The 13,700-nt window shown below is 66.5% G+C and carries 13 protein-coding genes; 2 read left to right on the forward strand and 11 right to left on the reverse strand.

The annotated features are described in order from the left end of the window. The first annotated feature begins 42 nt into the window (after positions 1–42). Positions 43–1,023, forward strand: coding sequence for a hypothetical protein (locus tag QNO08_RS15490; RefSeq protein WP_229966178.1), 981 nt, complete (start codon positions 43–45; stop codon positions 1,021–1,023). Positions 1,024–1,055: 32 nt separating this feature from the next. Here the strand turns inward: QNO08_RS15490 and QNO08_RS15495 are convergent, their stop codons facing one another. The 10 genes from QNO08_RS15495 to QNO08_RS15540 form a co-directional block, all read right to left on the reverse strand. After that, a complete protein-coding gene (locus QNO08_RS15495) occupies positions 1,056–3,035 on the reverse strand; it encodes an NHL domain-containing thioredoxin family protein (protein ID WP_229966179.1) in 1,980 nt (659 codons plus the stop codon). Further along, positions 3,035–5,062, reverse strand: a complete 2,028-nt coding sequence (locus QNO08_RS15500) for a bifunctional copper resistance protein CopD/cytochrome c oxidase assembly protein (protein ID WP_229966665.1) — start codon at positions 5,060–5,062, stop codon at positions 3,035–3,037. The genes QNO08_RS15495 and QNO08_RS15500 overlap by 1 nt, the downstream gene beginning before the upstream one ends. A 219-nt stretch (positions 5,063–5,281) precedes the next feature. Continuing rightward, positions 5,282–5,569, reverse strand: a complete 288-nt coding sequence (locus QNO08_RS15505) for an HU family DNA-binding protein (protein ID WP_104053170.1) — start codon at positions 5,567–5,569, stop codon at positions 5,282–5,284. Between the two features lie 468 nt (positions 5,570–6,037). Further along, the gene (gene rpsN / locus QNO08_RS15510; protein ID WP_104053171.1) at positions 6,038–6,343 is read right to left on the reverse strand and encodes a 30S ribosomal protein S14; all 306 of its coding nucleotides are present in this window, start codon (positions 6,341–6,343) and stop codon (positions 6,038–6,040) included. Between the two features lie 2 nt (positions 6,344–6,345). After that, the gene (gene rpmG, locus QNO08_RS15515) at positions 6,346–6,513 is read right to left on the reverse strand and encodes a 50S ribosomal protein L33 (RefSeq protein ID WP_013602737.1); all 168 of its coding nucleotides are present in this window, start codon (positions 6,511–6,513) and stop codon (positions 6,346–6,348) included. Then, a complete protein-coding gene (rpmB, locus tag QNO08_RS15520; protein WP_210227561.1) occupies positions 6,513–6,749 on the reverse strand; it encodes a 50S ribosomal protein L28 in 237 nt (78 codons plus the stop codon). Before rpmB ends, rpmG begins: the two co-directional genes overlap by 1 nt. Positions 6,750–7,142: 393 nt before the next feature. Further along, complete coding sequence (locus tag QNO08_RS15525) at positions 7,143–8,270, reverse strand: glucose-1-phosphate adenylyltransferase family protein (protein ID WP_229966180.1); 1,128 nt, start codon at positions 8,268–8,270, stop codon at positions 7,143–7,145. Between the two features lie 88 nt (positions 8,271–8,358). Next, a complete protein-coding gene (locus QNO08_RS15530) occupies positions 8,359–8,859 on the reverse strand; it encodes a MarR family winged helix-turn-helix transcriptional regulator (protein WP_229966181.1) in 501 nt (166 codons plus the stop codon). 67 nt (positions 8,860–8,926) lie between these two features. After that, positions 8,927–10,438, reverse strand: coding sequence for an MFS transporter (locus tag QNO08_RS15535; RefSeq protein WP_229966182.1), 1,512 nt, complete (start codon positions 10,436–10,438; stop codon positions 8,927–8,929). A gap of 267 nt (positions 10,439–10,705) precedes the next feature. Further along, positions 10,706–11,485: an SGNH/GDSL hydrolase family protein gene (locus tag QNO08_RS15540; protein WP_229966183.1), complete on the reverse strand. Its 780-nt coding sequence runs from the start codon at positions 11,483–11,485 to the stop codon at positions 10,706–10,708. 129 nt (positions 11,486–11,614) lie between these two features. Here QNO08_RS15540 and QNO08_RS15545 point away from each other — a divergent pair, with 129 nt between their 5' ends. Further along, entirely contained in the window at positions 11,615–12,583 is a 969-nt protein-coding gene (locus tag QNO08_RS15545; RefSeq protein ID WP_229966184.1) for a diacylglycerol/lipid kinase family protein, read from the forward strand. A gap of 30 nt (positions 12,584–12,613) precedes the next feature. On the opposite strand, the gene QNO08_RS15550 is transcribed toward QNO08_RS15545, so the two are convergent. After that, complete coding sequence (locus QNO08_RS15550) at positions 12,614–13,447, reverse strand: M23 family metallopeptidase (protein ID WP_229966185.1); 834 nt, start codon at positions 13,445–13,447, stop codon at positions 12,614–12,616. Between the last annotated feature and the right edge of the window lie 253 nt (positions 13,448–13,700).

Consider the following 13,700-nt stretch of genomic DNA (forward strand, 5'->3'; position numbering starts at 1 on the left):
CCGGTCCGGGCTTCCAGGGATCCAGCCGGTATCGTTTGAGCAGTGCAGGGAACAACATCGGTCATCAAAGCAGTAGCCACCTGGCTGCTCGCGCTCATGCTCACCGTCGCCGCCGCGGTGGTGGTGATCTATTTCGTCAACACCAAAGCCTACGGACCCGAACACCAGGTCAACAGCTACTTCACCGCCCTGCAGGAGGGCGACGGCGAACGCGCCCTGGGCCTCCTCGCCGCCAGGGTGCCGGACGCGAACGCGGCACTGCTGGACGGCGACGCCCTGAAGGCCTCCACCGCCGACCTTGAGGTGCTGGACATCGCCGAACCGCGGAACGCCGGAGAAGACCGGGTGGACCTTGAGGTTCGGTATTCCCTCGGCGGGGAAGAGGGCACGAGCACGTACCGCCTCGAGCGGACGGACCGGGCGTGGCTGTTCTTCGACCGCTGGTCTTTCGCCCCCGCGGCGCTGCCGACCTTGACGGTGACGGCAGCCAGCCAGCAGAGCGCTTCCGTGAACGGCGTGCAGATTGCCCTGCCGGAGGACACCACCACCTTCGCGGCGTTTTATCCCGCCCGGGTGGAGGTCTCATACACCTCGAAGTACTTTGCCGCGCCGGCGGAATCCGGGCTCCTCGCCTCGCCGCGGGACACCTTGGACCTGGTGCTGACCACCGAGGCCACCCAAACCCTGAAAGACGAAGTCGATGCGGACGTCCGTGCCTTCCTGGCCGGCTGCACCGCTGCCCAGGACCGCCTCGCTCCCCCGGGCTGCCCATTCTTCCACTTCACTGACCGCGTGGAGCTGCCGATCGTCTGGAAGATCACCGAGTACCCCGAGGTGAAGATCCGTTCCGTCTCCGGCAACTGGGTGCTCTCCCCGCTCAGCGGCAAGGCCCGGCTCACCACCACGCAGACCGACCTGTTCAGCGGCGCCCAGAGTCCGCTCGAAGTGGAGAAGGACTTCAGCTTTGCCGCGAAGCTAGCGATCGGCAGCGACGAAGTTTCCGTCACGCCCCTCATCGACTGACGCCGCTCCCCTCCCCCGCGAGGTAACCGCGGCTAGTCCAGGCCGCGCAGGTCCAGTGTCAGCGCGGTGTCGCCGCCGGCGTCGATCGTCACCGGAATGCCCCAGTCCTGCTGGTACAGGTGGCAGGCAGCGTGGTCCGGGATCTCGCCGCCGGGTTCGCCGTCGCAGGCAGCCGCGCGGGCGGTGATGTGCAGGACGCCGCCGCCGACGGAGTCCGACAGCACCAGCTTCCGGGTCAGGCCGGTGGAGGTGCCGCCGCCGGAGACCAGCAGCTCCTCCGGGGAGGATGAGATCTTCAACTGGGTCGGGTCACCCCAGCGGTCGTCGAGCTTCTGCCCCTTGGGTGCGGCGAACCGCACGGACAGGCCCACCGGGCCCGCGGCCATCGGGCTGGCCGGGCGCTGCGTCTGCCGGGCGCCTTCATCCACCGACTGCGCCTCCTTGGGGATGGGCAGCCGGATCAGTTCGTGCTTGTTGGCCTCCACAACGATCAGCAGCGGCTCACCGGCGGTGGTGGTGTCGACCAGGACGTCGGAGGGCTCGGAGAGTCCGCGGGCCAGGGTGGACACCGTGTTGGTGACCGGATCGTAGCGGCGGACCGCCCCGTTGTACGTATCGGCGACCGCCACGGAGCCGTCCGGCAGCACCGCCACGCCCAGCGGGTGCTGCAGCCGCGCCTCGCCGGCCGCGCCGTCCCGGAAACCGAAGTCGAACAGCCCGGCGCCGACGGCGGTGTCCACCGACACCGCCGTTCCGCCGCCGTCCGCGGTGAAGGAGAGCCGGCGCAGTGCCGAGGTCTCCGAATCGGCTACCCAGATGCTGCCGGCGGCGTCCTCGGCCAGCCCGGAGGACTGCGCAAACCAGGCGCGGTCGCCGGGGCCGTCCAGCAGGCCTTCCAGCCCGGTGCCGGCCAGGATGTCCACCGCACCGGTGAGCGGGTCGAAGGTGAAGATCTGGTGGGTGCCGGCCATGGCCACCACGAGGCGTCCCAGGGTTCGGGACCAGGTGAGGTCCCACGGCGAGGAGAGCGAGACGTTCAGGGGATCGGCGCCGAGGCTGGCTTCCGTCAGGGAGGGCCCGAAGCCGCTGGCGTCCGCTGTGCGGGATTCCGAGGGGTGGTCCTCCCCCGGAACCCGCTTGGTCTGGTTTCCGGCGTCCAGGAGCCGCTGAACACCGTTTCCGGCCACCGTGGTCACGGTTCCGGAGGCCAGGGCCACTCCGCGCAGGCGGTGGTTGACGGTGTCCGCCACGACGACGTCGTACCCCGCCGCTTCGGCGACCGCGGAGGGAAGCACTGCCACGCCCTGCGGTTCGTTGAAGCGGGCGGTGCCGGCGCTGCCGTCCCGCCAGCCCTTGCTGCCCTCGCCGATGACGCGGCGCACAGTGGCGAGGTCGGCCTCGAGCTCCACCAGGCGGTGGTGCCCGGTATCGGCGACCAGGAAGGTGCCCTCGGGCAGCGCAACGGCCTTGCCCGGGAAACGCAGGTTGCCGGCGGTGGGCTCGGCCGGAACATACGGGCCGTCGCCGCGGTGCAGCGTGCCCTTGGCTTCGTGCTCGGCCACGAGTTCGCTGATCAGCGAGTCCAGGCCGGCGGCATGGCCTTCGCCGGAGAGGTTGGCCACGATGTAGCCCTCGGGGTCCAGGACCACCAGGGTCGGCCAAGCGCGGGCGGCGTAGGCCTGCCAGGTGGTCAGTTCCGGGTCATCCAGGACGGGATGGTGAATTTCGTAGCGTTCCACGGCCGCGGCCAGGGCCACGGGATCCGCCTCATGCTCAAACTTGGGCGAATGCACGCCCACCGTGACCAGCACGTCGGAGTATTTCTCTTCCAGCGGGCGCAGCTCATCCAGGACATGCAGGCAGTTGATGCAGCAGAAGGTCCAGAAATCCAGGAGCACAATCTTGCCGCGCAGGTCTTCGAGGCCCAGCTGGCGGCCGCCGGTGTTGAGCCAGTTGCGGCCCTCCAGTTCGGAGGCCCGCACCCGGTACCCGGCGCGCACGGTTTCAGTCATTAACGATCTCCTTCAGGGCTGCTGGCATCCCGCTTGGCCAGATTGGCGAACATGTTGTTGTAAGCGGCCAGCTCGGCCTCATTATTCCGCTCGGCGGCCCGGTCCTTGCGCCGTGTTTCGCGGGCGTCGGTCCGTGACCACTGCAGCGCCACGCCAATGGCCACCATTACGGTGGGAATTTCGCCGACCCCCCACATGATGGATCCGCCCAGCTGCTGGTCGGCGAGGGCGGAGAGCCCCCACTCCCGGCCCATGTTTCCGAAGTAGGACGCCTGGATCAGCGAGGTGCCGCCCATCACTGCCACCCCGAAGAATGCGTGGAACGCCATGGTGGCGAGCAGGATCACCAGGCGCAGCGGATACGGTGCCCGGTACGGCAGCGGGTCGATGCCGATCATCGTCAGGACGAAGATGTAGCCGGTCAGCAGGAAGTGCACGATCATCAGCTCGTGGCCCACGTGCTGGCGCAGGGCAAAGCCGAACAGTTCCGAGTAGTAGAACACCACGATGGATCCGGCGAAGTTGACCGCGGCGAAGATCGGGTGGGTGACCAGCTTCGAGAACCACGAGTGCACGCCCACCAGGATCCATTCCCGGATGCCGCGGGTGCCGTCGCCGCGCGGCGTCAGGGCCTTCAGCGCCAGCGTCACCGGTGCGCCGAGGACCAGGAACAGGGGAACCACCATGGTCAGGGTCATGTGGCCGAGCATGTGGGTGCTGAAGAGGACCATGCCGTACACCGCAGGTGCGCCCGAGGTGACGTAGGTCAGCAGGGCCAGTCCCGCCAGCCAGCACAGGGTCCGGACCAGTGACCATTTGTCTCCGCGGCGGCGGACCTTGACCACGCCGCGGAGGTAGGTGATGGCGAGGACGGCCACGATGGCCACCCAGAGCCAGTCGAACCGCCATTCGGTGAGGTAGCGCTCGAGGGTCAGCTCCGGCGGCAGGTCGTAGCCCGTCAGGATGCGCGCGGGCGAGGCGTCGGGCGGCAGCTCCTCGGGCCGGGGGGTGGCGGTGCGGCCCAGCGCCACGGCCACGCCGGAGACGGCGCCCATGATCAGCAGTTCGACGGCGATGAGCTGCCAGAGGATGCGGTTGGCGCTCTTCTGCCGGGGACCGCCCTGCTCGCTGGAGCCGGCCGCCGAGCCCGGCACCTTGGCCGGCAGCTGCGGAATGATCCAGCGGCGGTGCAGGAAACCGATGACGCCGAGGAGCAGGGTCGCGGACGCCTTGAAGATCACCAGCGTGCCCCAGTCGGAGTTCAGCTGGGCGAAGGAGGTGATCCGCAGGGAAGCGTTGACGACGCCGGACAGGAACACCAGTGCGAAGGCGAAGCCGGCCAGTGCGGAATAGCGCCGCAGCACCAGGCCCGTGATGGGGCCCAGCTGGCGGGACACCACGGCCAGGACGATGAGTCCGCCGATCCACAGGCAGACGCCCGCCAGGTGCAGGCCGATCGAGTTGACGGCGGCACTGTGGTCGTCGCCGCCGGCGGAGTGGCCCACCAGGGCGATGGGGACAATGGCTCCGGCGGCCAGCACAGTGGTCGCGGCCAGGGTGTTCAGGGAGCGGATTCCGAAGGCCAGGGTGGTCACCACTGCGGCGATGATGCTCACGGCCAGCCAGGCGCGTCCGGCGGAGAAATCGGTGACGAAGGCGCCCAGCCCCTGCGTGTAGCTCGGATCGGCGCTCAGCGGCAGCCCGGACACATCCGAGTAGGTGAAGAGCAGCACGGCGACGGCGGACAGGGTCCAGACCGCTGATGCCGCGCCGGCGAGGGCAAGGGCCCGGGAGAAGGCCGGATGTTCGGGTTCACCGGCCTCGACCCTGCGGCCCCGCTTCAGCTTCAGGGATTTGGGGAGGATGGCCACCGAGAAGACGAGGGACCCGATTACCGCGGCCATGGCTCCGTTGTGGAGGGCCTTTGCAACGGGCAGCGCCCACCGGGTAAGGGCGCCGGGGTCGGAAAGCTGCTGGGCGGCGGCGGCACCGGAGAAGATCAGGGCTCCGGTGAGGGCCGTGAGCATGACGGCGACGGCGGCGATCAGCCAGCCGTTCCGGAGGGCCGGGTCAGCCGGTGATCCGCCGGGGACGGGGCGGGAGTCGCTTCCCGTCCGGCCGGCGTCGGTAGCGGTGTTGGCAGTTTTAGGCACGGTACCTATTCTCTACCCACGGTAGAAATTTGGGCTAATTGCACAAAAAAGACCGGCGCCTTTCGGCGCCGGCCCTTGCCTCGTTCGAGGAGATTACTTCTTGGTGGAGACGGCAGCCTTCAGCTTGGAGCCCGCGGTCAGCTTGACGCTGTGGCCTGCGGGGATCTGAATGGTTTCGCCGGTCTGCGGGTTGCGGCCGGTGCGGGCGGCACGGTCGGTGCGCTCAACGGCAAGCCAGCCCGGGATGGTGATCTTTTCACCGTTGGCAACAGAGGTTGCGAAGATGTCGAAGACAGCGTCAAGAACGCCGTTCACTGCGGTCTGGCTGTTGCCGGACTTCTCTGCGACTGCTGCAACAAGCTCACTGCGGTTCATAGCCAATTTATGTCCTCCTGGACTAGGGGTTAGCTCGAGCGGATCACGGATGCGAAACCGCCACTGTTGGAAAACTTACCAGCCCGACACCGAAAATCAGGCAAAATCCGCTGTTTTTAGCGGTTTTTTCCGCTCTCAGCCCAGAAAACGGTGCCATTTCCGCCTTCGGACCTCTTAGGCTTAATCCCCGCAACGGCGCGGATTCCCGCCCGCGCATCCTCCCCGCCGGATCCCCCGCCGCCGCACCCCGGACCGCCGCCGTCGTCGGAGCCGCACCGGTTCCCAACCCGTGGTGCCTCCCGGGGCAAACGGGGTCCCGGGAGGCAACAGGTGCCCCAGAGAGTGGGAACCGGTGTCCGCCGTCCCCGGACCCGGCAGCCAGCGGAGCCGCGTCCCGAACAGGCGGTTGCCGGACAGCAAAAAGGGCGGCAACCCGAAGGTTGCCGCCCTTTTAACAGCTCAGTTAAGCGATGCTTACCAGCTGGACTTCTTGACGCCCGGCAGTTCGCCTGCGTGGGCCATGTTGCGGAAACGGACGCGCGAGATACCGAACTTCTGGAGGGTACCGCGGGGGCGGCCGTCGATCTGGTCGCGGTTGCGAAGGCGGACCGGCGAGGCGTTGCGCGGAAGCTTCTGCAGGCCGAGGCGTGCAGCTTCGCGGGCTTCGTCGGTGGCGTTCGGATCCACCAGGGTCTTCTTCAGTTCGAGGCGCTTTGCAGCGTAGCGCTCAACAATGACCTTACGCTGCTCATTGCGGGCAATCTTTGACTTCTTTGCCATGTTTAGCGCTCCTCACGGAATTCGACGTGCTGGCGGATCTTCGGGTCGTACTTCTTCAGAACCATGCGGTCCGGGTCGTTACGACGGTTCTTGCGGGTCACATACGTGTACCCGGTGCCGGCGGTCGACTTCAGCTTGATGATCGGACGTACGTCCTTGTCCTTAGCCACTAGAGCTTCACACCCTTCGAGATAAGGTCAGTGATGACGGCGTCGATACCGCGCACGTCGATCGTCTTGATCCCGCGGGCCGAAACCTGCAGCGTCACGTTGCGGCGCAGGGACGGAACCCAGTAGCGCTTCTTCTGAATATTCGGGTCGAACCGGCGCTTGTTGCGGCGGTGCGAGTGCGAAATGCTGTGACCAAAGCCGGGAATGGCTCCGGTTACCTGGCAGTATGCTGCCATGATCTCTCTCCTCCAGTTGTAGTAAATATGACGGTCCTCAAAAAACAGACACAGGGCGTTTGCCTAAGCACCTGCCATAAAGAGCGTCCCGCCACCAGTTTTGACACCGTTATTACTGCGACTTTCCGGAGGTGAACCTGGCGGGGTGAGATCCAGCCGAAGTGCCTCGCCGCGGGGAAGACGGTGAAGTTCAGGAAGCCAAGCAGTATCTGCCGGGACAGCCTTCAATTCTAGGTTTATACGGGTGGCCGCGCAAATGTCCGTCCGACCGCATGGAAGCGGGACCGGTGGACACAGGCGCAACTTAACGCCTCTCTATCCTAGGGGCAACCCGGCTTTCATTCAAACCAGCGGGACACCCTATCCGGTTAACGTGCCTGAGCTCACTGGCGGTCAGGACGACGGCGGGGCGTCGACGGCGCCGTCTGCGCCCACGACCACCACACCGGCGTCCGGATCCAGCTGTGCCCCGTCCAGTTCCGTGCCGCCGCCAATCACCGCGTCGGCGTCCACGATGGCGTTCCGGAGCCGGGCTCCGGAGCTGATCCGCACGTCGCCGAGGATCACGCAGGAATCAACCTCGGCACCCGCTTCGATGACGGCGCCCGACCCGATCACGCTGCGGTGCACGGCGCCTTCCACGCGCGAGCCCGGGGCGAGCAGGCTGGCGGAAACGCGGGCCCCCTCCCCGACGTAGCCGGGCAGCAGCCGGGGAGCTGCGCTGAGGATGGGCCACTGCGGGTCATCAAAGGCCAGGCCGCGGCCGTCTATGAGGTCCATGTGGCCCTGGTGGTAGCTGCGCGGAGTTCCCATGTCCCGCCAGTAGCCCTCGAGCCGGTGCTCGGCAACCTTTTCGGTCTGCACCAGGTACGGGATCAGCTGGTCGCCGTAGTCGTCGAGCCGGCCTTCCTTTTCCACCAGCTCATCCATGGCAGTGAGCAGGACGTCGGCGTCGTAGAGGAAAATTTCAGCGGCCACTCGGTCCGTCTTCGGCCGCTTCGGCTTGTACTCGAAGCCGGTCACCGCGCCGCCCTCGGCTTCGACCACACCGTGGTCCGAGGGGTTGTTCCGGATCTTCGTGGTCACCACCGTGAGCGCGGCGTTGGCCGCCTGATGCGTGGCCACTACGTCGCGGTAGTCCAGCCGGTACAGGTGGTCGGCGCTGAGCACCATTACCAGGTCGGGATCGTATTCGCGGATGTAGTCGGCCTGCTTGTACAGGGCGTCTGCGTTGCCTTCAGCGAAGCCCTCGCCCTCGCCGCCCTGGTAGGGCGGAAGCACCCGCAGGCCGCCGTTGGTCCGGTCCAGGTCCCAGGGACGCCCGCTGACGAGATGGTCATTGAGGGACTTGGGCTTGTACTGCTCCACGATCCAGACATCCGAGAATCCGCTGTTGTGGAGGTTGGACAGCGGCACGTCGATGAGCCGGTAGGATCCCGCCACCGGCATGGCCGGCTTGGCCCGGTGCTCGGTGAGCGCGCCGAGCCTGCCGCCCGCTCCGCCGGCAAGAATAATTGTCAAAATCCGTGATGCCTGCATGGAAAAGTGCCTCTCGCTTGGGACGAAAGTGGGTTTTCAAGTGTTTCCTACGCTGGCAGGAATCCCCACGTCATGTCTGGTCGTTTTCCAGAATGCTGTTGCCCGGCTCGATCCGGGCCAGAATTTTGCGCCCCACCCGTTCCAGGTCCTCGACGTCGCGGGCATCAAGCCCGTCGAACACCAGGTCCCGCACGGATCGGACGTGATCCGGAGCCAGCCCTTCGAGGGCGGCCAGTCCTTCGTCGGTGAGCGCCGCGGTGGTCACGCGGGCGTCATCCGGAGACGGGGAGCGTTCCATCCAGCCCCGGTTCTCCAGCTTTTTTACCACATGGGACAGCCGGGAGAGGGAGGCGTTGGACCGTGCCGCCAGTTCGCTCATCGGCAGTGCGCGGCCGGGAGCCTCGGAAGCCATCGCCAGCACGTGATAGTCGAAGAGGGTTATCCGCGCCCTGCGAAACAGGTCGGCATCCAGAGTGGGGGTAAGCCGCGTGGCAACGGCATACAGGGCCAGCCAGGCCCGCCGTTCATCGGGACTCAGCCACCGGGGGGCTGGTGCAGCAAGTTCACTCATGCGTCCATTCTCCCATGGTTGGTTGAGCCTTCAATGATCGGCGGGCCGGCTGTCGACTGCTTGCTGCTTACTGCTTGGTGCTGCCGTCTGCTTCAGCCGTCTCCGTGGCGAAGGGCAGGGAGTCGACGTCGAGCCGGGGGTTCTCGTCCTGGGTGGCCACCAGTTCGTGGGCTTCCTCGGCGGTGTCGACGCTGGGCATGGAGCCCGGCATGGGCCGGTTGGCCGATTCCTTCATGATGAACACGGCCACGGCGCCGACGACGGAGGTCGCCATCAGCCAGAAGGCCGGCATCATGTCGTTGTCGGTGAGGTTGATCAGACCCTGCATGATCAACGGCGCGGTGCCGCCGAAGATGGCCACGGCAAAGTTGTACGAAATGCCCATGGCCCCGTAGCGGCTGGCCGTGGTGAACAGGGCCGGAAGCGCGGAGGCCAGGTTGGACACGTACAGCGTGACGGGCAGGGCGAGCAGGATCAGGCCCAGCAGCGTGGACCAGACCGGACCCATGCCGATCAGCAGGAACGCCGGAACGGCCAGGACGATGGTGAAACCGGCACCCATCAGCAGGACCGGGCGGCGGCCGATGCGGTCCGAGAGCTTTCCGGCCAGCGGGATGCACAGTGCCATCAGCACCAGGACCGGAATGGTCAGCAGCGTGCCGTGCAGGGCGTCATAGCCCATGGAATCCGTCAGGTACGACGGCATGTAGGACGTCAGCGTGTATCCGACGGTGTTTGCTGCGGCCACCAGGACCATGGCGACGAGGATCGGACGCCAGTAGAGGCCGATCATGGCCAGGGTGCCGGGAGGCGTGGCGGACTCGTCGGGGTGGTCTGACGCGGCGTTTTCCTCCTGCGCATCCAGGGTGGCCTGGAACGCCGGTGATTCTTCGATCTTCAAGCGGAAGTAGATCGCGATCATGCCGAGCGGACCGGCGATCAGGAACGGAATGCGCCAGCCCCAGTCCAGCATGGTTTCGGCGCTCAGCGTCAGCTGCATGATGGAGACCACGCCTGCACCAAGGGCGAAGCCCATGTAGCTGCCCAGATCCAGGATGCTGGAGAGGAAGCCGCGGCGCTTGTCCGAGGCGTACTCGGTCACAAAGGTGGTGGCACCGGCATACTCGCCGCCGGTGGAGAACCCCTGGATGAGTTTCATGAGCACCAGGAGGACCGGAGCCCACATGCCGATGGTGTCGTAGCCGGGCAGCAGCCCGATGACGAAGGTCGAGGCGGCCATCAGGATCAGCGTGGTGGCCAGGGTCTTCTGGCGGCCCATGCGGTCGCCGATGCGGCCGAAGACGATGCCGCCCAAGGGGCGGGCAAGGAAGGTTGCAGCGAAGACACCCAGGCTGAAGATCAGCTGAGCGGAGGCGTCGGCCTCTGAGAGGAATACAGCACCCATGGTGACGGCCAGATAGCCGTAGACACCGATGTCAAACCATTCCATGGTGTTGCCGACGACGGTTCCGCCGACGGCCTTTTTCATCATTGATTTGTCGACGACGTTCACGTCATCGACACGAAGGCGCCGGCGCCTCAGGGCGGGGCGGCGCAAAAGCGGTGCATCTTTAGGCATGTTGGCTTATCTTTCCTAGAAGTCAGCTGCGTGTATCGGAAGCAACCGGCCAGACGCCGCAATAGGCGCCGGGCAGAGCATCAAGTTTAGGAAAAACACCCCCGCTTGCCGAATTGCGGGGCAGCCTGGCTCCGTTTCAGGAGCACCGCGCGCGGCTGAATCCGCGCCACCATAAGAACTACAGCGGCGATTGTGAAACATCTCACGGGAACGCCTTTTTGGCCGTATTTTCCGCCGGAAAGCCTCGGCACAGGTGGTTTCCGGGCATCAGATCCCGGCAGGAGCCTCGATGCGCACCGGGACCGGGTACTTCGCGGTGAGCTTGTCGCCGGAGGAGATCCCCCGCAGCCGGCGCCCGACCCACGGCCCCAGGTATTCCCTCGCCCACTGGGCATCCCGCCGCAGCTGCTCGGCCCGGGTCCGGGCAGGCAGGGCCTCCAGCTCCGGCAGGTCGATGGCATCCGTGCGGCGCAGGACTTCCAGGACCCTCTTTGCCATAAGCATGTGTCCGGCAGGCGACATGTGCAGCCGGTCGATGTCCCAGTAGCGCTCGTCCTGGAGTTCCTTCATCCGCCAGTAGTCCACCAGTTCGGCGCCGTGGCGGTCGGCGGACTCCCGCACCAGCTCGTTGTAGAGGGCGGTGCGGCCGCGGGTGGCGCTGAACACGGGAGCCTGGCCGGAGTCGAAGCCGGTGAACACCAGCACGGCGGCACCCGAGGCACACAGCTTGGCGATGCCGGCGTCGTACGCGTCCACCAGCGCATCGATGTCCACCTTCGGGCGCAGGATGTCGTTGCCGCCGGCGTAGATGGTGATCAGGGTAGGTTCCAGCGCGATCGCGGCGTCCACCTGCTCCGCCAGCACCTGGTGCAGTTTCTTGCCCCGGATCGCCAGGTTGGCGTAGCCCCAGGAACCTTCGGCAAGGATCAGCTGTTCGGCCACACGGTCCGCCCAGCCCCGGACGCCGTTGGGCCGGGAATCGTCCCAATCCCCCACGCCTTCGGTAAAGGAATCGCCCAGAGCCACATAACGAGAAGTAAAAGTCACTCCCACAGGTTACAAGTCCTCCGTTCCGGTTGCCGCACCGGGCGCCGCAGCGCCCGTCGGCGGATTAGACTCGAGACAAGCCCACATGCCGCACGCCCGTACCATCCCGCTGCAATCAAAAAGGACCCCATGGCCAGCTCAGCCAGCTCAGCCGCCGGAACGCGCCAGCGCGCCGCCGTCATTGTGAACCCCATCAAGAAAACCGACTATGACATCCGTGCCTTGGTCAACGGGATTTGCCGGGACGAAGGCTGGGAGGAACCGATGTGGCTGGAAACCGCCGAGGACGATCCCGGCCGCGGCATGGCCCGTGAGGCGCTGGAGGCCGGGGTGGACCTGGTGATCGCTGCCGGCGGTGACGGCACGGTGCGCTGCGTCGCCGCCGAACTGGCCGGCACGGACACCCCGCTCGGCCTGCTTCCCCTGGGGACCGGAAACCTCCTGGCCCGGAACCTGGACATTGCCGTCGATGATCCCGAGGGTGCCGTCACCGCCGCCCTCACGGGCACCGACCGCGCCATCGACGTCGTCCGCGTCATCCTGGACCGGGAACTGAAAGGCGACGTTTTCCTGGTCATGGCCGGCCTCGGCTACGACGCGGCCCTGATGGGCGACACGAACGACACCCTCAAGGACCGCGTGGGCTGGCTGGCCTATGTCGACGCCGGCGTCCGGAATCTTCCCGGCAAGCCGGTCAAGAGCACCATCCGGCTGGACGGCGGCAAGGAAATCTCGGGCCATCCCCGCAGCGTGATGGGCGGGAACTGCGGAAAGATCGTGGGCGGCCTGGAGATTTTCCCCGGCGCCCGCATCGACGACGGGCTGCTGGACATCATGACCATGTCCCCCAAGGGCCGGTTCGGCTGGCTCAGCGTTGTCAAAGGCCTGCTGCGCCGCGGAAAGGGAAGCACCTCCGTGGACTACTACCAGTGCAAGGAAGCCGAAATCTTCACCGAGGTTCCGCAGGAATTCGAGGTCGACGGCGACCATCTGGGCACGGCATCCCACGTCGCGTTCCGGGTGGACCCGGGTTCCCTGCGGGTCCGGATGCCGCACGGGAAGAAGGACCCGGCGATCCTCACGGATCCCCGGGTCTAGATACTCCGGAGCTCCAGCCCCGGGCAGGGGCTAGAGTCCCAGCAGGGGCGCCGGATCCACGTACTCACCGTTCCGCATCATCTCGAAGTGCAGGTGCGGGCCGGTGGAGTTTCCGGTGCTGCCGACGGTACCGATCATTTCGCCGGCGCCCACCACCTGGCCCACATCGACCAGGATCTCGTTCAGGTGGTTGTAGGTGGTCTCGGTGCCGTCGCCGTGGTCCACCACGATGCGCAGGCCACCGTACTGGTGGTATTCGGCGTAGGTCACGGTGCCCGGGAGGACAGACTTCACCGGGGTCCCCGTGGTGGCGCCGAAGTCCATGCCGTTGTGGAGCTCCGAGGAACCGGCGGGCAGCAGCGGATTCACATTCGTCCGCCAGCCGTACGGACAGGTCACCCGCACGTCGTCCACGGGTACCACGGGCCCGGTTTCCTCAACGACCGGCTCGGGTGCTGGCTCCTCCGCGGGTGCGGGCTCCTCGGCCGGGAGCTCTTCAGCGGGTGCGGCTTCCCCCACGGGTGCCGGTGCCTCGCCGCCGTCGGCAGGAGGTTCGCCGCCGTCGGCAGGAGGTTCGCCTCCGTCGGCCGCGCCCTGGGCTTCCGGATTCCCCTCACCCTCGCCGTCGAGGGTCGGATCCATCTCGGAGACAGCCACGGTGCGCTCCACATCGGCCGGCTGCGCGGCCTGGGCGGTTCCGACGACGACGGAGCCCAGGGCCAGCGCCGCACCGGCACTGATGGCACCGGTCTTGCGGAGCGGGGTGGACAGCCAGTCCCGGTTGGTCAGCCAATCCCGGTTCAGGGCTCCGGCCTTGACCGCCGGGGGGAGCTTCGCGGGCAGGCGCTTCGTGAAGGTGGTCACTGCCGGGGGAAGCTCTTCGGGAAGGTGCTTTTCGACTGTCGACTTCAGTTCCAGCCCCGGGGGCCGGTCATCGGTGGCCCAGTTCAGGAGCCGGGTCTTGAGTTCGGAAAAGTAGCGCAGGGTCTCTGTTGAGATATTCGTAATTCATCACCTCTGTGCGATTCTCGGCAGAAAGGTATTGAACAATGAACCTCTTGGAGCACGGGGAGGGCAGGCTGCGCCTCAACCCAATATCCACTTTACCGGCGAAGAA

Origin of the sequence: Arthrobacter sp. zg-Y820, assembly GCF_030142155.1 — a bacterium.
Classification (GTDB): domain Bacteria; phylum Actinomycetota; class Actinomycetes; order Actinomycetales; family Micrococcaceae; genus Arthrobacter_B.